At 47.2% G+C, this 20,338-nt stretch carries 17 protein-coding genes; 5 read left to right on the top strand and 12 right to left on the bottom strand.

Annotation, left to right across the window (positions count from 1 at the left end; translation table 11 throughout):
- Positions 1 to 106: 106 nt before the first annotated feature.
- Both QVE09_RS16685 and QVE09_RS16680 read left to right on the top strand, forming a co-directional pair.
- Complete coding sequence (locus QVE09_RS16685) at positions 107 to 904, top strand: flagellar motor protein (RefSeq protein ID WP_315937686.1); 798 nt, start codon at positions 107 to 109, stop codon at positions 902 to 904.
- On the top strand, positions 888 to 1,730 hold the full coding sequence (locus QVE09_RS16680; RefSeq protein WP_315937685.1) for a flagellar motor protein MotB: 843 nt from the start codon (positions 888 to 890) through the stop codon (positions 1,728 to 1,730). Before QVE09_RS16685 ends, QVE09_RS16680 begins: the two co-directional genes overlap by 17 nt.
- Before the next feature lie 115 nt (positions 1,731 to 1,845).
- Here QVE09_RS16680 and QVE09_RS16675 read toward each other — a convergent pair whose 3' ends face one another.
- The 4 genes from QVE09_RS16675 to QVE09_RS16660 all read right to left on the bottom strand — a co-directional run bounded on the left by QVE09_RS16675 (position 1,846) and on the right by QVE09_RS16660 (position 7,154).
- Positions 1,846 to 3,546, bottom strand: a complete 1,701-nt coding sequence (locus QVE09_RS16675) for a molecular chaperone HscC (protein ID WP_315937684.1) — start codon at positions 3,544 to 3,546, stop codon at positions 1,846 to 1,848.
- Positions 3,547 to 3,838: 292 nt separating this feature from the next.
- Positions 3,839 to 5,017: an ABC transporter permease gene (locus tag QVE09_RS16670; RefSeq protein WP_315937683.1), complete on the bottom strand. Its 1,179-nt coding sequence runs from the start codon at positions 5,015 to 5,017 to the stop codon at positions 3,839 to 3,841.
- A complete protein-coding gene (locus QVE09_RS16665; protein ID WP_315937682.1) occupies positions 5,010 to 6,206 on the bottom strand; it encodes an ABC transporter permease in 1,197 nt (398 codons plus the stop codon). The genes QVE09_RS16670 and QVE09_RS16665 overlap by 8 nt, the downstream gene beginning before the upstream one ends.
- 12 nt (positions 6,207 to 6,218) lie before the next feature.
- A complete protein-coding gene (locus QVE09_RS16660) occupies positions 6,219 to 7,154 on the bottom strand; it encodes an ABC transporter ATP-binding protein (protein WP_315937681.1) in 936 nt (311 codons plus the stop codon).
- Positions 7,155 to 7,365: 211 nt separating this feature from the next.
- On the opposite strand from QVE09_RS16660, the gene QVE09_RS16655 reads away from it, so the two are divergent.
- Together QVE09_RS16655 and QVE09_RS16650 are read left to right on the top strand one after the other, a co-directional pair.
- Positions 7,366 to 8,577 (top strand): sensor histidine kinase, encoded by a 1,212-nt coding sequence (locus QVE09_RS16655; protein WP_315937680.1) that lies wholly within the window; start codon positions 7,366 to 7,368, stop codon positions 8,575 to 8,577.
- 20 nt (positions 8,578 to 8,597) lie between these two features.
- Entirely contained in the window at positions 8,598 to 9,287 is a 690-nt protein-coding gene (locus tag QVE09_RS16650) for a response regulator transcription factor (RefSeq protein ID WP_315937679.1), read from the top strand.
- Positions 9,288 to 9,376: 89 nt separating this feature from the next.
- Here QVE09_RS16650 and QVE09_RS16645 read toward each other — a convergent pair whose 3' ends face one another.
- The 5 genes from QVE09_RS16645 to ftsE form a co-directional block, all read right to left on the bottom strand.
- A complete protein-coding gene (locus QVE09_RS16645; RefSeq protein WP_315937678.1) occupies positions 9,377 to 10,705 on the bottom strand; it encodes a PDZ domain-containing protein in 1,329 nt (442 codons plus the stop codon).
- A 64-nt stretch (positions 10,706 to 10,769) separates the two neighbouring features.
- Positions 10,770 to 12,242 (bottom strand): S41 family peptidase, encoded by a 1,473-nt coding sequence (locus QVE09_RS16640; RefSeq protein ID WP_074096593.1) that lies wholly within the window; start codon positions 12,240 to 12,242, stop codon positions 10,770 to 10,772.
- 134 nt (positions 12,243 to 12,376) lie between these two features.
- Positions 12,377 to 13,660: a murein hydrolase activator EnvC family protein gene (locus QVE09_RS16635; RefSeq protein ID WP_315937677.1), complete on the bottom strand. Its 1,284-nt coding sequence runs from the start codon at positions 13,658 to 13,660 to the stop codon at positions 12,377 to 12,379.
- A gap of 187 nt (positions 13,661 to 13,847) precedes the next feature.
- Positions 13,848 to 14,765, bottom strand: coding sequence for a permease-like cell division protein FtsX (ftsX, locus tag QVE09_RS16630; protein ID WP_315937676.1), 918 nt, complete (start codon positions 14,763 to 14,765; stop codon positions 13,848 to 13,850).
- The gene (gene ftsE, locus QVE09_RS16625) at positions 14,755 to 15,441 is read right to left on the bottom strand and encodes a cell division ATP-binding protein FtsE (RefSeq protein ID WP_024631580.1); all 687 of its coding nucleotides are present in this window, start codon (positions 15,439 to 15,441) and stop codon (positions 14,755 to 14,757) included. The genes ftsX and ftsE overlap by 11 nt, the downstream gene beginning before the upstream one ends.
- A gap of 254 nt (positions 15,442 to 15,695) precedes the next feature.
- On the opposite strand from ftsE, the gene QVE09_RS16620 reads away from it, so the two are divergent.
- Positions 15,696 to 17,129, top strand: coding sequence for a VanW family protein (locus tag QVE09_RS16620; RefSeq protein WP_315937675.1), 1,434 nt, complete (start codon positions 15,696 to 15,698; stop codon positions 17,127 to 17,129).
- 119 nt (positions 17,130 to 17,248) lie between these two features.
- Here the strand turns inward: QVE09_RS16620 and QVE09_RS16615 are convergent, their stop codons facing one another.
- From QVE09_RS16615 to QVE09_RS16605, 3 genes are all read right to left on the bottom strand, one after another.
- Complete coding sequence (locus tag QVE09_RS16615) at positions 17,249 to 18,805, bottom strand: MDR family MFS transporter (protein WP_315937674.1); 1,557 nt, start codon at positions 18,803 to 18,805, stop codon at positions 17,249 to 17,251.
- A gap of 72 nt (positions 18,806 to 18,877) precedes the next feature.
- Positions 18,878 to 19,561: a hypothetical protein gene (locus QVE09_RS16610; RefSeq protein WP_315937673.1), complete on the bottom strand. Its 684-nt coding sequence runs from the start codon at positions 19,559 to 19,561 to the stop codon at positions 18,878 to 18,880.
- A 34-nt stretch (positions 19,562 to 19,595) separates the two neighbouring features.
- Positions 19,596 to 20,324 carry a polymer-forming cytoskeletal protein gene (locus QVE09_RS16605; RefSeq protein ID WP_315937672.1) on the bottom strand — a complete coding sequence of 243 codons (729 nt, stop codon included), beginning with the start codon at positions 20,322 to 20,324 and terminating at the stop codon, positions 19,596 to 19,598.
- Between the last annotated feature and the right edge of the window lie 14 nt (positions 20,325 to 20,338).

Raw genomic sequence — 20,338 nt, 5'->3', positions numbered from 1 at the left:
TTCATATGGGAAAACTTATAGTAATAGGAATATTTGTTCCCGTTTAATTATACCTCGTTCGTTTTAGTGATGCAAACGTGAAATGAAGATAGGAGTGGGTTAATTTATGGATATTGCGACACTTATCGGTATTATTGCCGGAATTGCCGCAGTCATTAGCGGTTTTTTGTGGGAAGGCGGCCAATTGTCCGGTCTCCTGCAAAAAACGGCTGCTTTAATTGTATTCGGTGGGACGATTGCTGCTGTGGTTGCCAGTTTCCCGGCGCATCGCCTTCGTACGATTCCAGCTGCCCTGCGTATGGCTTTTGGACGTCACAATAATGAATCAGGCTTATGGGTCGAAGAACTGGTGGAGATGTCTTCAATCGCACGCCGCTCAGGTGTACTTGCATTGGAACGCAAGGTTATGGATCATCCGCATCCATTTTTGCAAGACGGTATTCAGATGGTTGTTGATGGTACGGATCAGGATGTGGTCCGCCAGATCCTGGAGATGGAGATTGACTCGATTGAACAAAAACATGAGGGTTATGCCAAAATATTCGAGTCCGCTGGTGGGTACGCTCCAACCATGGGGATCATCGGAACCGTGATGGGACTTATTCAGGTACTTGGCAGTTTGACCGATCCCACAGGACTCGGACCTGCCATTGCTGTTGCCTTTACCGCAACCCTGTATGGGGTCGCCAGTGCCAATCTTATCTTTTTGCCCATTGCCTCCAAGATCAAATCCAGAGGTGCCGATGAAGTGCAGACCATGGAAATGCTTCTCGAAGGTGTACTTGCCATTCAGAACGGTGAGAATCCCCAGCTTGTACGCAAAAGACTGGAGTCCTTCACCCTCACGCATCGTCAGCATATACGTCCCCTAGCAAAGGAGGGATTGGATGAGTCGGCGCAGTAAACGGCGCGGAAAACGTGAAACTATCGATCATCGGGATCGCTGGATGATTACTTATGCCGATCTCATAACTCTGCTTTTGATCTTTTTTGTCATCATGTATGCCATGAGCAATCTGGATTCCGGTAAATATGACGTCGTTACTCAATCGTTACAAAATACATTCAATGCGTCCGACTCTATCCTTGAGCTTGGTGAGGGACTCGGTGAGAAACCCGGTCAAACGATTACAGAGACTCCACCATCCGAGGTTCAGGGTGAAGATCCTTCAAAAGGTGAAGGAAGCCCTTCCGATTCCGGGGCTGCAACACCAGATGATGACAACAAGCCCCTTACAGAACGGGAAGAACAATTCAGATCACAGGAGCAGGAATTGCAAAATCTGTTCAATGTGATTACCCAATATATCGAGGATAATAAACTGGAAAATCAGATTTTTGTTGCGGACAAGCCACAGGGCCTATCCATTACACTTAGTGACCGCTTCCTGTTTGATCAGGGACAGGCCGCTCTAAAGGACGGTGCAGCGCCAACACTCAGTAAACTTGCCAGCCTGTTCCGTGATCTGAATACCGTTGTCAGCATTGAGGGTCATACCGATAACGTTCCTGTGGGAGCAAACTCCGCCTATACCGATAACTGGCAGCTTTCCGGGGAACGTGCACTGTCTGTATTACGATTTTTTCTGGATACAGAGAAGCTTAACCCGGACAGCTTCCAGTATGCCGGATATGCGGATACTCGCCCAACGGGTGACAACACCACAGCGGCCGGAAGACAAAAGAACCGTCGGGTCGAAATAACTGTCCTGCGTCAACTCCAACCTTAATCTTCACTTCTTAAAATGGTCTAATGTTATCTCATCTTTTCAAACATTGAAAAAGCACGATCTCTGTTCCTCTTCGAACAAGACCGTGCTTTTCGTTATGATGTTACACTTCTCACTATAATCGGTGACTGTTTTCAATCTCATCCAACGTCAATTTCAATTTTTCTGCTTCCTTCTTAATTTCACGATCTTCTTGCTGTTTTAACTTCTCTTCAAACTTCAACATGGCATCTAAGATTACCAAACGTTGCTCTGCCAGAGATTCTTCGTATAAGCGTTCTCCACGCGCTAACAAATGCCGGTTTTCCATCCGCTCACGAGGATGTACTTTGATAGACTCCAACTCTTTGAAACGTTGGGCAATCTCTTCGTGGGACAAACCGCTTTCTTTCTCTTCTATGATCGCCACTTTCTTTTCACCCGTATCCACGGAAGACACCTCCACTTCCAAGATGCCATTAATATCGTAAGTAAAGCGAACATCTATAGCCTGTTCCCCCTCCGGTGCAGGTGGTACATTAATCGTCAGTTCACCAAGTTTAATATTGTTTTCGACAAGGCGACTTTCGCCTTGATACACATCAGCTGTAATTTTAGTTTGATTGTCCCTTAACGTACAGTAACGTTGAACCCTGCTTACCGGAACAACCGTATTCCGTTCGATGATTGGGTCAAAAATACCCGGTTCATATCGACCTTCACCTAAAGGTTTCGAGATGGAAATCCCCAAAGTATATGGACATACATCTGTCAGAATAACTTCCTGCACATCCGCATGGCGAGCTTTCATAGCAGCTTGAATTCCCACGCCAATGGCGATGGCTTCATCAGGGTGCAAGTAATTTGCTGGCAGTCTGCCAAACAATTTACCCGTAAACGAGTAGATTACAGGCATGCGGGTTGCTCCTCCAACAAGAATAACGGCATCCAATTCATCGAGTTGCACGGCGGCATCACGGAGCGCACGTTCCACAGGCTTTTGCAACCTGGCAAGCAGCGGCTTCGCTAACTGTTCAAATTGGGTGCGATCAATGCTCACCTCTTTCACACCATCTTCAAGTGTCAAGGTTATCGTTCCTTCACGCCCTTCGCTCAATGCCTGCTTGCATAACTCTGCCTGCTTCCAAATCGCCATCTGTGCCTTGTCAGACAGATCATTCTGCTGAATCTGGTGATGATTCAAAAACCAATGCTTAATCAGTTCGGTAAAATCCTCCCCTCCCAGAAAGTTATCCCCTGCTACTGATTTTACTTCCATAATTCCGTCAAACAATTCCAGGATGGATACATCAAAGGTTCCCCCTCCAAGGTCAAAAATGAGGAATTTTGTCTCTGGTTTCTGTTGATGCAGGCCATACGCAATCGCTGCAGCGGTTGGTTCGCTGAGCAGTCGATCTACTTTAATTCCTGCCAGTTGTCCAGCACGTTTGGTAGCTTTTCGCTGAGTATCATTGAAATATGCTGGCACACTGATAACAGCCTCTGTTACTTCAACACCTAAATAGGTTTCGGCATCCGCTTTCAAAGATTTCAAGACAAAGGCCGATAACTCTTCAGGCAAAAATTGATATGTACCCAAACTAAACGTTCTGTTTGTTCCCATGTACCTTTTAAATACAGATGCTGTTTTTTCTGGATGCGTGATTAATCGCTCTTTGGCAATCTCCCCTACTAAAATTTCCCCATTGTCGTCCACACTCACCACTGAAGGTGTCAAACGATTCCCGAGAGCATTTGGGATAATAACGGATTCCCCGTTGACCCAGCATGATACCAAACTATTTGTTGTTCCAAGATCTATTCCTATCATTGTCATAAAGCTTCTAACCCTCTTTCTGTTTAACATCTACACTGCTATAGAAGAAACCACACGCTGTTATGCGCCGACTGCAACATATCATACGTGACAGATCGTAACCTGTCTAGTTCAGCCCTACACGAATAATCTACCATAGATTTAAAGCAACAGAACATAGGTATAACTCCATACATTGACGTAACAGTGTAGTGTATAAATTCAGTCAAATCATCTGTTTCACTGAGCCCCTTAATATAAAAGAACCGAATGCACCCTTATGCATTCGGCTTCTTCAAAATTGGTATTTACCTTATGCCTCTACTCCTGGCTGGCTAGGGCGTAGAATCGCAGAGCCTACAGTCAGCAAAATGGCAGCCATGCCAAACAAAATCAATAGTGGCAATGTGATATCCGACAATGTACCGCCAGCAGAGATCGTTTCCACCGCCTGAATCGCCCACTTCTGCGGAACAAAGTTGGCTAGCTTCTGCATATAGTCCGGCATCAAGGAGATCGGCCAGAAACAACCGCCTATCATACAGGTTGGCATAATAATAAGAGAATTCAACATGTTCGCATTTTTGGAATTACGGATTAATCCTGCCACGGTACTTGCGATCCCCATGGAAACCAGCATGAATGCGGCCAAGATGATGAAATGAATGCCAAAAGGAATACCAGCATCATAATGAATCAGCCATCTGCTGACTCCCAAAACCAGAACAATCTGAATCATGCCAATGACAAAGCTGCCGAGGAAATTACCAAGCGCAATCTCATATGCACGGACGGGTGCCGTATATACTCTGGCCATCGTACGTTTCCTGCGATCTTCCATGATCACAGCCACTGCACTGGTCAGCAGCCCCATCATAAACATGATTGTAAATCCAGTCACATTGTTCAGGCCTGGCTTGGGATAGATCTGCAGATCGGTGACTTCACCAGCAACCTGATGTTTTCCGATCTCCTGTAAAAGCTGTTCAAATGACTTCTGTATACTCGATAGTATGTCAGTCTCACTTGAGACAGGGCCTGCCGCCACCTTAACAGCTATAGCAGATTGTTGCAATCCGCTGGTCAAACCTTCAACTGCCGTACGTAGTGTATAGGAATCTTCACTTATACGCAATTCCACCAGTTGGATCTCGGTTGGCTTTCCTTGTAACAGATCCTCCGTATAATGTGCCGGAATGATAATGCCCGAACTTCCTTTTTGCTGAGCGATGGCTTCCTTCACTTCTGCTTCGTTTGTCATCGGCTTGAGCAGATACTCCTCTTTGTCAGCAAGTTCATGAATCATCCATGTCCCTGCCACCCCTCCATCCTCATTGACATAGGGAATAACAGTACGTGCACTCTGCTCGCTCCCAAAAAGAGCAACCGCTCCTGTAATCACCAGGCAAGGTAGAAGCAGAAACGTAATGAAGCCCATTTTACGGCCGAGTGTACGTCTAATCATCAACCAGGCGATGTGTAGACTATTCATATCGGTATCCTGCCTTTCTATAGATCATTCCTGAGATGAACAGTAATACAACGCATACCGCGCCTAACATTAGAATGTTATAAACAATCTCTGCTACAGGTGCATCCAGCATCATTCTCAGAAAACTTTGGAGCGCCCAGTGGTTAACCGTAAATTCACTAATCCGTTGTACAAAATCAATCGGAATGGGCCTGAATCCACCGCTAATGAATGTCATAACAATGATGATACCTTGTAAGGTTGCGCTGGCCGATGCCGTGCTTTTGCATACCAATGCCACGATCACGCCAAGGGTCATGGAGGCCAATGTGATGAATACACAAGTCAGCACAATATACCAAGGATGGGTTCCCCAATCCACACCGTAGAGCCAATATGTCATAAGGATAATCGTCGTTGCTTGTAAGAAAGCGAGCAGACTATTGCCTGCAATTTTGCCAGCGAAAATAACTCCATTGCCTATAGGTGCAGCCTGAAGGCGAATTAACGTTTTGTTATCACGCTCTCCAAAAAGGCTGGTGCTGGTTGTCATGCCCGAGTACAACATGAACATCGCCAGCATGGAAGCTGCATAGTATTGGGAGGCACTATACGACGTACCTGTCTTACCGGGATTAATAACAGCAATGGAGGTGGAATTCGCTGCACCAGACTCCGAATATGAGGTCATGGCAGCAACCACTTTTGGACCGAGCACTTTGGTAATCGCCATCTGTCTGTTCCATTCATCCGTAAAACGTGTAAACAAGGTTTCACCCAAGGTATTCAGAGTGTTGTCCTTTCCTCGTATCCACTGTAACTTGGCCTCTTTCCCCATCATTACGTTCTGTTCAAAATCCGAAGGGATCATTACAGCAAAGTCCAGCTTGCCGGTACGCAGCGAGTGGACGGCCTCTTCTTCTGTCGTAAAGTTCTGTACTTTGACCATCTCAGCTACTCCCGGGGAATGAACGAATGTATCCAGCGCTTGATTAAGCGTACTTGATCCTCCACCTGATTCAGTACTCAAATGAATGATTCCCACACGTACAGTATCCGGAATAACATCATCCGCCGTCCCCATCGTACTGGAAAGTGCCGTGCCCAATATAAAAATCAGTAACAACGGCAGAATAAACAGGTTCAACACCACAGATCGAATCTTAAGAATACGCCTCAATTCAAAGATGCAAATATGCCATATATTCATCTCTTGTTCCCCCTAGTCCCGAAGCGTACGCCCGGTCAGATTGAGGAACAACGTTTCCAGATCCGGCTCTTCGACCTTGAGCGACTGAATGGCTACTTCATGTTTGCTGCAAATGAAGAGCAGATCCTGGAGATCCTGCTGTGCCGAAGGCAGCGTAATGGTCAGCGTATTCTCTGAAACGTCTACCATCCGCACACGGGGGTGAAGTTTCAGTTCTTCCACGACGTCTGCACCGATACCGGAAGTGGAGAGCACTACTTTTTCCTCCGATGCTACCCGTTCTCTCAGCTCTGCTTCAGTCCCACAGGCAATAATTCGCCCCTGATCCATAATCGCGACCCGGTGACTAATCGCCGCCACTTCCTCCATGTAATGACTTGTATATATAATTGTTGAACCCATCTTGTTGAGTGTGCGTACGGATTCAAGAATATGATTCCGAGATTGCGGATCAATGCCAACTGTCGGCTCATCCATAATAATGAGATCCGGGCGATGTGTAATCGCACATGCGATGTTTAACCTGCGTTTCATACCACCAGAGAAGGTCGAGGGAGCATCCTTTGCTTTATCCTGTAACCCTACAAATTCAAGGGACTCCTGCACTCTTTCCTTAAGTAATTTCCCACGCAGTCCATACAGTCGGGCAAAAAAGGTCACATTCGCCGCAGCAGACATGGTTTCGTATAAAGCCAGATCCTGCGGAACCAGTCCGATCTTGCGCTTTACTTCAAGCGGTCGCTCCTTGACCGATATACCATCTAATCTAATTTCACCCTGATCCATATTCAGGAGCCCTGCAATCATGCTGATGGTCGTACTTTTTCCTGCTCCATTGGGACCGAGCAATCCAAAAATCTCGCCTTTGCCAACACTAAGGTTCAAATGATCCACGGACAGCTTGCTGCCGTATCGTTTCACAACATGATCCACTTCAAGTATACCCATCCCTTTTACGCCCCTCTTCCGTTTCGGCTTCCGCCGCTGGATTTCATACCTGTATTGTAACGGATCGCACTCTGTAGCGAAGGTACGAAAAGTCATGAATCGAAGGTGACTTAAGTCATCTCCTGATTCGAATGCTGCTTATGGTATAATCAAGGGCGCATTACCGAGAGATTTTCTACTCCACTTTTTATATAAAGGATGTCACAACCATATGCCGATGCGGTTTCTGCAATACGGATTAATTCTCGTTCCAGCCGTGCTGTACCTGTTGATGCTCCCCTTGGAAAACGAAGCCGTCTACACCCTGTATATCATCATCGCGCTTGGACTCTCCGTGTGGAAAGATTTCTACCGTTCAAATACACAGCAATGGCTGTTTCTTCTTGCCGAAATACTCTGGAGCTGCTGGCTGATTGCTTCGTATGGACCATTCCTGCTATTCCTCTCTCTATCCGCGCTCTACGTGTATATATACAGACTGGAGGGAAGCCCGAGGTGGATGATGTTTGCAATTCAGCTTGTCGCAAGCAATGTCGCTTTGGATTGGTATTATGCTGACCCACAGGCACCGCAGCCAGGGTTAACCACACTAAATACAACCGCCACTACATTACTCTCCGCAGAAGCAACAGCGATGGTTCTTGGCAACCTGCTTCTGCTCATCACCGCAGCTCTGTCTTGGCAGGTATCAAGAACGGCGAGCAGCCGCGGACAACTGGAACAAGTCTATGACGAGCTCCGCAGTAAACATTACGAGCTACAAGAAGCGCGCGAACAGCTGCTACTATTTACAAAGCAACTTGAAGGAGTAGCTCAGGCAGAGGAACGCACTCGTATCTCCAGACAGCTTCATGATGATATCGGACACCGAATGATTCGCACCAAAATGATGTCGGAAGCCGCTTTGCTGACCCTCCCCCTGAATATGGAACAAGGAACGGAAATGGTGAGACAGATTCGCGATCAGTTGGCCACCAGTATGGATGATATGCGCAGCACACTGCACAAACTGCAACCTAACTCCTATGCATCCGAAGCCTACTCGCTGGATCGTCTCCTAGAGGAATTCGGTAGAGACACCGGCGTAAAGACAAATTATGAAGTTCATGGCCTATCTCATGCGCTGTATCCCAGCATACAGATTGTTTTATACAAAAATGCCAAAGAAGCCTTGACCAACGCCCTGCGACACGGAAATGCTTCTTCAATCACAGTGGAGTTGGTATTCGGGGATCAGGAAGTCTGTATGAGCGTAAGTAATGATGGCATAATTAATCCCCATTCCACTAAGGTAAATGGCATAGGACAGGAAGGCATGCGTCTGCGTACACAAATGGTGGGAGGAACCTTGGAGATCCAATTGGCTTATCCATATACGGTGATTACACGCATTCCAATAACGAACCAGATGAATATACTCTGAAAAAGGAAGTGAATGTTCTCATGTCTGAACGGAATGATGTGAACAATAAGAATGATTCAGGCCAGCTCCCACTTATTCGGCTGATTCTCGCTGACGATGATTACTTCATTCGTGAGAGCCTTAAAGTCCTGCTCGGACTGGGCTCCGGCATTAGTGTTACAGGCACGGCCTCAAATGGGCAGGAAGCGTTGGAATTGCTTGAAGCAGGAACGCCTGCGGACGTTGTGTTGATGGATATTCGGATGCCGGAATGTGACGGTGTTGAAGGTACAAAACGTATCAAGGCACGTTTTCCTGAAATCCAGGTGCTCATGCTGACTACGTTTGACGACGATGAGTATATTATTCAGGCATTACAGAATGGAGCAAGCGGTTATTTGCTCAAAAATGTTCCACCCGAACGGATCATTCAAGGCATCAAGACCGTACATAACGGTGATATGTTAATTCATCCGGATATTGCCCGCAAGCTAACAGGACTTCTTCGTCCTGCTGCGATTCCCCTGACCCCGAATCCAATCGAAGCCTATGGATTGACCCGTATGGAGCTGGCGGTTGCCGAGGCCATATCGGAGGGGTTATCCAATAAAGAAATTGCCGCCAAACTGTTTCTCAGTGAAGGCACGGTCAAAAACTACGTCACGGATATTCTCGGCAAGCTGAGCTTGCGTGATCGGACCCAAATCGCCATCTTTATGTTGAAAAAATAACAAAAAGGTATTTCCCTTGCCTGTGACGGCGCTCGGAAATACCTTTTTCATGGCTTGATTTATGCAATATACCTAATCACGTATGCCAATTACATCTCCACGGACCCTTTATCACTGGCCGCAGGGGCTGGCGGTAACGCCAATGGAGCTTCGTCCCTGTGTGGTTTTTTCAGACGGGCAAACAATTTGAGGTTGATGATATGGAACAGCGTCAGTGGACGTAACCGAATCGCCCAGACCTCGTGATTGTCCGGTGCCATAATGACCCCAAGCTGATGATGCTCCCCTTCATAGATCGCTCGTTGCATGAACTTGCTTTCTCCCTGATGATTTCGCACTTCAAGTTTGCAAAAAGCCGGGTTCATCCGCAGAGCACGATGCAACTCTTCCGGTGAATGAACCAACTTACCATTCACCTTGTACAAGGTCTCTCCTGCTTCAATCCCCAAATCCGCTGCAGGACTCTCCGGAATAACAGCCAATACCTTCAACCCATGCTGCGGATGGACAAATACCGGACTACGGTTTTGCTCTTCAAACGCGCTGTACCATACCAGAAATTCATGTCCAATAAATGCGATCAGCGCAGCAACCACCATGAGTGGAGACCACCATGCAGCAAGCAAACTGAACACGAGCAAAATTGCGCCATATATCATCAATCGCTTGGATGAGATCTGCACCTTCTGTCCCGGAAGCATACTCTGCGTTATCTCACCAAATCCGAGCATAATCGGCAACGCAACCAGCATGTAACTATGACCTGCATTCATCAGTGGATTCCAAGCCAGTTCCGCGCCACTACCTGTGACTGGGACAAGAATCAGTAGGGGAATGGCCCAGAACTGTTGCAGTTGATATCCACCAACCAGTTTCCCGCGTTTTCCCTCGAAGAGAAGCGGTGATGCCATGGATACCCCCTGCATGCGTACCAACAGGGCTTCACCCATATGTAGAAGTGCCGCCAAGACAAGCAGTGCAGGCATATCCAGGGTACGTAGCGTTTCCGTTATACTCCCCATCCAACCCGATGGTTGCCAGCCTGAAGCCAGATTCAAACCAAATTGCAGCACACCCAGTAACCCGGCTGCGTAGGCAAAACACAGATACCGGATACGAAACAAGGATAGAATTAACGTTGCAGCCCATATGCATATCAGGCTTCCCAGTGTAAGATGTGCACCGAGGAATAGGGACACAATCGAGACGATGGTACCAATGAGTATGCCTCCGAGCACGGCACGAATCGTCTGTGTTATCGAGCTTTGCAAACGAACATGGAACAATTTACGCTCCTGCAGCAACTGACGATGATAGATGAGCGCAATCAGGATCACCGCAATATAATAAAACGGCTGAATAAACAACTGCAACAATGCTTCTCCTAATGTAGTTAACCACGGCCATACCCATTCCATTGTGGCTCTTCACCCCTCTCTTTCAGCCGGTTCAGAAAAAAAGAAGGCTGAAAATCAGCCTTCTTTATGGCTTCGACACAGCGGACGAAATATCCTTTGAGACATTTTCGATCGCGCGTTTCAGCTGTGCATCATATTGAGGATTGGCAATACGTTCAATCAGAGCCGCTTCCAGTGATTCAGCGGTTTTCTCGTCAATCTGGCCTGTGGCCTGAATGCCTTTTTGCTTCTGGAATGCCTTGACCGCTTCTTCCGTCTTCTGGTCGTAGTATCCATCCACACGATCCGGTTTGAAATCGAGTCCTCTCAGCATCGTCTGCGCACTTTTCACATCCGTGCTATTACTGTCATATTTAAGTGGTAACTTCTCTTTATTAATCGGTGCCACCGAGAAATAATCCGGCTGGTCTACCGCAATATCCGGTTTGATTCCTTTTTCATGAATCCAGTCTCCGTTCGGAGTGAGCCATTTGGCAATAGTGATCTTCAGCAAGCTGCCGTCACCCATCTGCTTGTCATAACTCGTCTGTACGGTTCCTTTACCAAAGGAATTTTCACCAATCAACTTAGCACCTGCTGACTGTTGTAATGCACCGGCCAAAATCTCCGACGCACTGGCACTGCCTTTGTTCATCAGGACTGTGACTGGATAAGCTTTGGCTGATCCATTGGATTTGCTTTGTTCCTTTTTGCCGTTCTTGTCTTCAACTTGCACAATAACCTTGCCTTTAGGAACAAACTGTTCAGCAATATCAATAACAACTTGTAATACACCGCCTGGGTCATTCCGTACGTCGATGACCAGACCTTTCATGTTCTGCTTCTCAAGCTTCGCCAACTCTTCCTTGAAGCGATCGCCTGTATTCAAAGAGAATTGAGTAATGGCAATAACACCAATTCCGCCATCCTCCATGTGAGCATATACGGTCTCCAGATCAATGTCATCCCGTACAATCACAAATTCAATCAGCTCGGAAGATCCGGCACGTTTGACCTGTACCTTCGCTTCACTGCCCTTGGGACCTCTGATTTTGTTGACAGCCTTGTTCAGTTCCAAACCTTGCAGGGATTCGCCGTTGACCGACATAATCATGTCTTTTGCACGAATACCCGCTTTCTCGGCAGGAGATCCTTTGATTGGGGAAACAACAACAACGTTTCCATCCTGTGAGGATACCTCTGCGCCAATACCGGTAAATGAACCTTCGATCGACTCTTCAAACTGAGCAGCTGTTTCCTGCCCCATATAGTTGGAGTACGGATCACCAAGCGATTCCATCATGCCGTTGATCGCACCGTCAATCAATTTGGTCTGATCCACGTCTTTATAATAGTTGCTGGAGATCAAATCCATCGCAGTTTCAATCTTTTTCAAATCGTTCTTCTGCTGTGTATTGCCGGTTACACTAGCCAGCAAACCTTCGCCCGCTGTGGTCTGGTTCGCTATTCCTGGATAAGTCATTAATACCAGGGTTAGCAAACTACCACCCAGGAGACCCACAATGACAAGCAGTAGCGCCGATCTTTTCTTCATCATCCGTTTGTCACCGCCTTTAGTTTTGAAGCGTGTCCGATTCCATTGTTGCCAGAATCCATTCCCTGAACATGCCAGCTTAGTATATGTCTAGCTTGTACGGAATATGTTTTTTCCATTCGGTGCTTAAACAGATTTTACAGATAGTTCATCGGATTGACAGGAGTCCCGTTTTCACGTACTTCGAAATGCAAGTGCGGTCCCGTAGAATTACCGGTATTGCCTGATTCTGAGATCTTATCTCCACGTGAGACGGTATCGCCTTTACTAACACTCAAACTACTGTTATGAGCATATAAGGTCCATAATCCTCCACCATGATCGATAATTACGGCATTACCATAACCGCTCATCCATTCAGCAACAATCACGACACCACCGGAGGCCGCTCGTACTGTCGTTCCTTGCGGAACAGCAAAGTCAACGCCAGCATGCAGTTTGCCCACTTCTCCGGTAATAGGATGTGTACGTGGACCAAACGACGAGGAAATCCTTCCACCAGAGATAGGCATACTAAATATGCCATTGCCGCCTGAATATGAACTGGTTGAACCACTCGTGCTGCTATCCGAACTGACTCTGGTTGGTGTCTTGGCTGCAGCTTTCGCGCGGGCAGCAGCTGCGGCTTTTGCCTTGGCTGCGGCTGCAGCTTGCTGTTCACGCAATTTATTTTTCTCTTGAAGAAGTGCCGAACGTTTGCTGGCAATCTGCATTAATACATCTTCCTGCTCTTGTGTCAGCTCTTCTGACTCTTCAATTTTAGCATCATATGAAGCGAGAAGCACTTGCTTTTCCGCTTCTTTTTCATTCAATTGGGACTTGCGCTGTTTCTTCTGTGCATACAGGCTCTTGGCTTCCGCATATTGCACATCCAATTCTGCCTTTTTGTCCACGACAAGTTGCTTGTCCGCTTTGTGCTCATCCAACAGATGCTGATCCTGATCCACGATTGTTTTGAGTGAATCCGCACGGGTCAGAAAGTCAGTGAAACTAGTAGAGGACAACAATACATCCAGATAGGATACAGCACCGTCCGTATACATCAGACGCACGCGTGACTCCAACAATTTTTCCCTTGCAACAATGCGTTCTTCTGCCGCTTGCAGATCTTTTTTCGTTGTACGGAGATCTTCCTCCGTGTTCTCGATCTGCAAGGATACACTGGCCAGTTCATCACTAACGACATTGATCTGTTCCATGACAACCTTCAGATAAGCGTTGGTTTTGTTCTTGTAATGCTGAGCTTCCTTTTTGTTGGAAGCCGCTTTTTTTTGCTCCTGCTTGGCAGAAGCCGCCTTGCTCTCCAGTTGCTGAATCTGTTGGTCAATATCGCTGATGCTACTCTTGGCATATCCGTCAGAAGGTTGAAGCGTCAAACTGGCCAATAACGTAAAGGCCAGCAGCGAAGCAGTTTTTTTCAAAATGATGATCCCCCATCCTATGATTTCACAAGAAAGCAACCTGCACAGGTGGTGAACAGCATGTTCTTTGCTTTCTTCAATCTTAAAGACTCCGTCTTCCCTACATATCGTCAAACAGCGTCCATTAATGAACCTGCTTTGCCATTCTTTTCGACATATTCTGCAATTCGATCGTTGAAAACAAAAATTAAACGTTGAGTGATTTCCGAATGGACAGTGTACTTCCCAAAATACCTACCAGCACACCCAGTCCGATCAACAGTGTCCCAAACAGCAGCCAGATTTCGCTGAGCGGAATCAAGTTAAGCATCTGCATGAAGACATCCTGACCAATCGTGGCCATCAACTGGCTATATCCAACAAACAGCACCCCAACCGTAATGACCGAGCCAATAAATCCAATGAGTGCACCTTCAATAAAGAAAGGCCACCGAATAAAGGTGTTGGTTGCGCCGACCAGCTTCATAATACCGATCTCCCGGCGACGTGCCAGAATCGTTACGCGAATCGTATTCGAGATCAGGAACATGGACATGAGACCCAGTCCCCCAACAAAAATAAATCCGATGTTACGAACAAGCTTCGTAAATTTGAACAACACTTCCACCGTTTCCTTGCCGTAGTTCACTTTCATGATTGGCTTCTCCGGGTGTTTTTCGTTCAAAGCTTCGATTTTTTGCGCCACAAAAGTGACGGTTTCCGGTTCAATGACCTCAACTTCAATGGTCTCCGGCAGTGGGTTGTTGTCCACATCGAAACCGCTAAGAACGTTATCTGCACTCTCTCCAAGACGCTCACGGAACTCTTTGAGTCCTTCTTCCTTGGAAACAAAACGAATCTCACTTACTTCAGGCATCGCGCTGATTTCTTTCTCCAGTGTGTTACGCAGGTTCTCGTCCACATTCAGTTCGAGGAACGTGCTGATCTCCACCTGGCTATCAACCTGATTCGCCATGGAGTTCACATTGAGGACCAGCAGCATAAACACACCAAGAATCAATAGCGACACAATAATGGACATGATGGAGGCCACAGACATCCAGCCGTTGCGGAATACGTTTTTGAATCCCTCCCGCAGATGGCGCAAGAGAGTACTAAAATTCATAACCGTATTCCCCTCTCATCTGATCCCGTACAATCTGTCCACGTTCAATCGCGATTACCCGTTTACGCATCGTATTCACGATATCTTTGTTGTGGGTCGCCATAACAATGGTTGTTCCCCGGAAGTTAATCTCATCCAGCAGTTGCATAATGCCCCACGACGTCTCCGGATCGAGGTTACCTGTAGGCTCATCCGCGATAATAACCGATGGGTTATTGACGATAGCCCGTGCAATAGCAATACGTTGCTGTTCTCCACCCGAGAGCTGTGAAGGTTCACGATTCGCCTTGCTGCGCAGTCCCACCAAGTCGAGCACTTCCATCACTCGTTTCTTGATATGACGCTTCGGCGCTTCAATAACTTCCATGGCAAATGCCACATTCTCAAATGCTGTCATACGTGGCAGCAGACGAAAATCCTGGAACACAACGCCGATGTTACGACGCACATAAGGAATCTTTCTTGGCTTCAACTTACCAATATTAAATCCGTTAATGGATATTTGTCCTTTGGTCGGAACTTCTTCTCTGTACATCAATTTCATAAATGTCGATTTACCTGCGCCGGACGGACCGACGATATAAACAAATTCATTGCGGTCGATCTTCACCGACACCCCTTGTAATGCGTGGGTCCCATTGGCGTAGGTCTTCCACACGTCCTGCATTTCTATCACATCATCACTTCCTGCTCGCATAGTTAGCCATTATCATTTCGACACAATCCCGGCATTTCCTTTAAAAAGACCTGAATTTCATCAGGAAAAAATCCACTTCGTCCCTATTTCGTTGGTGAAGCATGGATTCATATGAAGTTTATTGTAACAAATTTGTTACCTATTGAGTACCCGAAAGTTTTCCTGCATTGGATCATATATATAGAAAGTGTTACAAAGTGCGGAACAACAGAAGTATAAAGGAGCGTACGGTTATGAAAAAAATACATGTGACGGTCATTGTTCTATTCTCCATCCTCTTGATCGGCTCCGCGTCTTATGGATTGCTGTATATGTACGTGAATCAACCTGCCCTGCCCAAAGATGTTCATGTTGGCGGCATGCTGGTGGAGGGGAAGAATCGCAAGAACGTATTGCATGAATTAAATGAACAGATCCAAAAGCTGGAGGACTGGCCTGTTACCTTCGAAGTGGCTGAACCCGATCCCCAGACGATGTCGTATACCGCAGCTCAAGTGGGGGTGAGCTACAACGTTAACAGCTTGGAATCCGCGGTACAGCAGCTGGAGGAAGGTAACCTGTGGGAACGCGCGTATGCACGTTATCATTTTCCGAAAGAGTTCTCTCTGGATATGAGCTACGACTTACAGCCACTTCAAGAACATCTCAGCCCTGCCTGGGAAAAAGAAACCTTCGGTACACCCGCGGACGCTGTTCGCCGCATTACCACAAGTGACAAAGTTCAGTATATCCCGGAAAAGGGCGTCCGCCGGATTGATTGGGAAACACTCGGAAATCTCATTCAGACGAAGCTACACAAGGATTTCAGTGTACTCAACCCGGATGAGAAACCTGCCCCATTGCTGATCCAGGTACCACTGTATACGCTGAAGCCTGAAGTAACCCTTGATTCGCTACGCCAGGAAGGCATTGACCGAAAGATCATCCAGTTCTCCACGGGTCTGGGCAATAGCAGTGAAGGCCGGATACATAATGTCAGCGCAGCGGCGGAAGCGATTAACGGCATGATTTTGCCACCGGATGCCACATTCGATTATGAGAAGGTCGTCCGTAAAGCTGAAAAGGAGTATGGGTTTCGTGAGGCACCGGTCATTGTCAATGGAAGACTAACCCCCGGAATTGGCGGGGGAATCTGCCAGGTATCTAGTACAGTGTATAACGCAGCGCTATTGACGGGTCTTGATATTATTGAGCGTCGCAACCATTCCCTGCCGGTCAAATATTTGCCGAAAGGACTGGATGCCACCTTTGCCTCCGGAGCCATCAACTTTCGCTTCAAGAATAATACTGGAAAATCCTTACTCATTCATGCAGAGGTGAAGAACCACCAATTGATGGTAAAATTTTTCGGCACCTTCCCGGAGAACGTCAGCTATACACTTGAATCTCGCACCATTGAAACATTAAGTGTTCCGGTAAAGTATGTGTCCAGTACGGTACTGCCTGATGGTGCACAGCAGGTGCTGCAAGACGGACAGCCTGGATATATTGTGGAGACGGTAAGAACCAAGAGGCTGGACGGCAAAGTGGTCGAATCCAAAACGATTACACGGGACACGTACAAAGCTCAGAATCGCCTGATTGCCCGCTCTGGTCATAGCAGCCTGCCTGATTCACAAGGGCCTTCTGTGGTTGAGGACGGGATTAGTGATACGAAACAGCCTTAGGTTCTATGTTCGAAGACAACAAAACAAAAAGACACACATCCCGCCCCTTTTGGGATACACGAGAAGTGTGTCTTTCATGTTTTAAAAAACCTTAACTTTATGGTTTACTGTATTACGTTTTAGTGACCGCCGGTGTATTCGCCTTGCTCTTCGCCTACAACCATCTTTTCTTTTCCCATGAAGAAGGAAGCAGCCAGCGCGAGTGCAGCTGGAATTACAGCCCAGGCAAATAATTGCACGATGGAAGAAGACAGGGCATGTGTGATGGTATCCAGCACCTGAGGCGGAATCGCCTGTCTGAGTTCTGGTGAGAGCAACGCATGTGGATCGGTCAGATCCACTCCCTGCGGCATGCCCCCCGTTGAAGCACCACCTGCTGCTTCCCCAGCTGAACCAGCGAGAGCATCATTCATTTTACGCGTAAATACCTGGCTCTGTACGATACCAAAGATCGTAATGCCCATCGTCATGCCGAGGGACCGCAAAAAGTTAAGTGTGGAGCTTGCTGCTCCGCGTCTTTGCGGTTCAAAGGCGTTCATGGCTGCATTGCTAAGTACGGAGAACGAAGCACCGACACCCAGACCAACCATCACCATGTAGATACGTATCGTCCAAAGGGAAGAATTCTCATCCAGTGTAGTCAGCAATCCAAGTCCAATGACAAGCAAGGCCAACGTAGGAATCATGATATTGCGATACTTGATTTTGGTCATCAACACCCCGCCCAAGGACGCCGTCACAACAGACCCCAGCATCATCGGCAATAGTACGAGACCGGAGTTGGTCGCTTTACCACCGAGTACCCCCTGTATGAAGATCGGAATGTAGACGGATGCTGTAATAAACGCCGCACCACTGAACATACCAATAACGTTACTGGACCAGTAGACACGGTTGCGGAACATACCGAAGGAGATGATTGGTTCCTTCGCTCTTGTTTCTGCAAACAGGAAAAGCAGCGCTAGTGCTACAAATCCGGCAAACAAGCCAAGAATCTGCCACGAACCCCAGGCAAACGTTTTGCCGCCCAGTTCCAGACCAAAGATCAAACACACTACAGCGCCGATCAGCGTTACTGCACCCAGCCAGTCGATCTGTTGGGATTGATGCTGATGAGATTCTTTATAGAAGAACGCAATAAACACAAATGCAATCAAGCCGAGTGGCAGGTTGATATAGAATACCCATTCCCATGTCGCATACTGAGTAATGTAAGCACCCAGCAGTGGTCCAAATACGCTGGACAGGCCAAAGACCGCTCCAAACAATCCACCCAGTTTACCACGTGATTCCGGTGCGACGACATCAAACATGATCGTAAAGGCAATCGGCACCAAGGCACCCGCACCAATACCTTGAATCGCTCTGTACATCGTCAATTCCACAATAGACGTTGCCGTTCCGCACAGCGCTGAGCCAAGCATAAACACAATAATACCAAATACAAAAAACTTCTTCCGTCCATACATATCGGATAATTTACCGAAGATTGGCATCCCCGCCATCTCAGCCACCATGTACGCGGAGGTAACCCAGACGAACTTGTCGAGCCCACCCAGCTTCCCGACAATATCCCCCATAGCTGTTGCCACGATGGTATTATCCATCGAAGCCATTAGTATGCTGAGCAATAACCCTGCCAGCACCAATCCAATACTGTTTTTACGTGCAACCATTGTACTCAATCTCTCCATTCACGCTCTATTCATATGACTGCATTAGTATATCCGAAAAGAAGTTTTCGTTAATCAGTCCAAGGACCGATTGCTTTGCAGCAAAACTTCCGATTGCGGATGAATTTGCAGAGATGAACGGTATTCCACTGAGCCAATCCGGCAGCCAGAACCGATTTTTATTTTATCGCCACGGACAATCTCGGCCTCCGTATTCTCTAATTCAATATCGTCACCTTCAATAATCTGTGCCTTAAGAATTGACTTATTCCCCTTAAACAAGTCATTCAACCGGCCACTCTTCACCGAGATGATGGAACCGCCCATTTCCTTGACCTCGGATGGACCCATGATTTTGAGTGTCATGTGTTCAGCGCTGAGCATCCCAGCTATCGTCAATCGTCCGTTCAGCTTGATATTTTCCGCCTGACAATCCCCTGACAGATGAAGCTCACCGACCACTTTTATCTGCTCAGCTTTGGCATACAGACCAGATGCCTGGATTCCGTCCTCACCATCGTTGCTGGCAGCGCGCTCTGTCAGAGTAAGGGTTCCGGTAATTTTAATCTCTGTGGATTCAAGCGATCCGTATATGACCGATGTACCCGTACATTTGAATCGATCACAGTATAGATTGCCGTTAAAGGATGAGTCCCCTACGACCTTGACCTTGCCGTACACGCCCCCAGCAGAACTGCCGTCACCAACGATGCTGATATCCATTTTTTTCTCCAATGAACGCCCCGGATTGTTATTCATGTCGATCCCATCCCTTTCTCTCCATATCCAAACTTTAAATTCGCTGACTGCTGCCCACCTTGGCATCCTGATCCACCTCAAGTTCACCTGAATACTCGACCAGCCTGATGTTACAGCCGCGACCAATAAAAATGTTACTCCCCCGAACAATATCAGCTTCGGTATCTTCCAACACAATCTCATCACCCTCAATTAAAGATGTCTTAAAAGAAGGGGTCCCGCCCAGACCAATACTTTTCCAAAATCCATTCTGTTGTTCCTTGCGACGAATATCGATGCGCTCTCCGCCAATCTCTTTAGCCGAAGAAGATGTGTGAAGTCGGATCTCCACTGTTCCCGCATTCAGTAAGCCGCTGATCTTAATATTGCCCCGTACATTCAGGGACTCACATTGGACATCCCCTTCAATATCGATCACACCGCCAATATCAATTCGTTCCCCATCCACTCTTCCACGTACGGTACACTTTCCGTTCACTTCAAGCTCAGGGCTATGGAGATCTCCGTTAATCGTAGTTAAGCCATCCACCCGAACACGAGAACTGGTCAAAGGGCCATTCAACGTACACATGCCGTTAATCGTTACACTCTCGGAACTCAAAGCGCCGTGCATCTTCAATGTTCCATTCACTTCCATAGAGGTGCAGTCCAGGTTGCCGTTCACCTTAGCCATGCCATCAATAGATACACGGTGAAAATTCCCGCCTGCCGTTTGACTTATGCCCGCCACATTCAGATCATTCCGCTTATTTCGCTCTTCCATAGATGATCCTCTCC

The organism is Paenibacillus sp. ClWae2A (assembly GCF_032452295.1).
In the GTDB taxonomy this organism is placed as follows: domain Bacteria; phylum Bacillota; class Bacilli; order Paenibacillales; family Paenibacillaceae; genus Paenibacillus.
This window is presented reverse-complemented; position numbering and strand designations above follow the sequence as displayed.

Coding starts and splice junctions, on each gene's coding strand:
- QVE09_RS16660 (WP_315937681.1), bottom strand. CDS start 7,154: ATGGGTATACTTGAAGTGGATCATGTTGTGAAACGATACGGCAGCAAG.
- QVE09_RS16650 (WP_315937679.1), top strand. CDS start 8,598: ATGTCTGAACGGAATGATGTGAACAATAAGAATGATTCAGGCCAGCTC.
- QVE09_RS16680 (WP_315937685.1), top strand. CDS start 888: ATGAGTCGGCGCAGTAAACGGCGCGGAAAACGTGAAACTATCGATCAT.
- QVE09_RS16655 (WP_315937680.1), top strand. CDS start 7,366: ATGCCGATGCGGTTTCTGCAATACGGATTAATTCTCGTTCCAGCCGTG.
- QVE09_RS16640 (WP_074096593.1), bottom strand. CDS start 12,242: ATGATGAAGAAAAGATCGGCGCTACTGCTTGTCATTGTGGGTCTCCTG.
- QVE09_RS16670 (WP_315937683.1), bottom strand. CDS start 5,017: ATGAATAGTCTACACATCGCCTGGTTGATGATTAGACGTACACTCGGC.
- QVE09_RS16610 (WP_315937673.1), bottom strand. CDS start 19,561: ATGAATAACAATCCGGGGCGTTCATTGGAGAAAAAAATGGATATCAGC.
- QVE09_RS16685 (WP_315937686.1), top strand. CDS start 107: ATGGATATTGCGACACTTATCGGTATTATTGCCGGAATTGCCGCAGTC.
- QVE09_RS16665 (WP_315937682.1), bottom strand. CDS start 6,206: ATGAATATATGGCATATTTGCATCTTTGAATTGAGGCGTATTCTTAAG.
- QVE09_RS16620 (WP_315937675.1), top strand. CDS start 15,696: ATGAAAAAAATACATGTGACGGTCATTGTTCTATTCTCCATCCTCTTG.
- QVE09_RS16645 (WP_315937678.1), bottom strand. CDS start 10,705: ATGGAATGGGTATGGCCGTGGTTAACTACATTAGGAGAAGCATTGTTG.
- QVE09_RS16675 (WP_315937684.1), bottom strand. CDS start 3,546: ATGACAATGATAGGAATAGATCTTGGAACAACAAATAGTTTGGTATCA.
- QVE09_RS16605 (WP_315937672.1), bottom strand. CDS start 20,324: ATGGAAGAGCGAAATAAGCGGAATGATCTGAATGTGGCGGGCATAAGT.
- ftsX (WP_315937676.1), bottom strand. CDS start 14,765: ATGAATTTTAGTACTCTCTTGCGCCATCTGCGGGAGGGATTCAAAAAC.
- QVE09_RS16615 (WP_315937674.1), bottom strand. CDS start 18,805: ATGGTTGCACGTAAAAACAGTATTGGATTGGTGCTGGCAGGGTTATTG.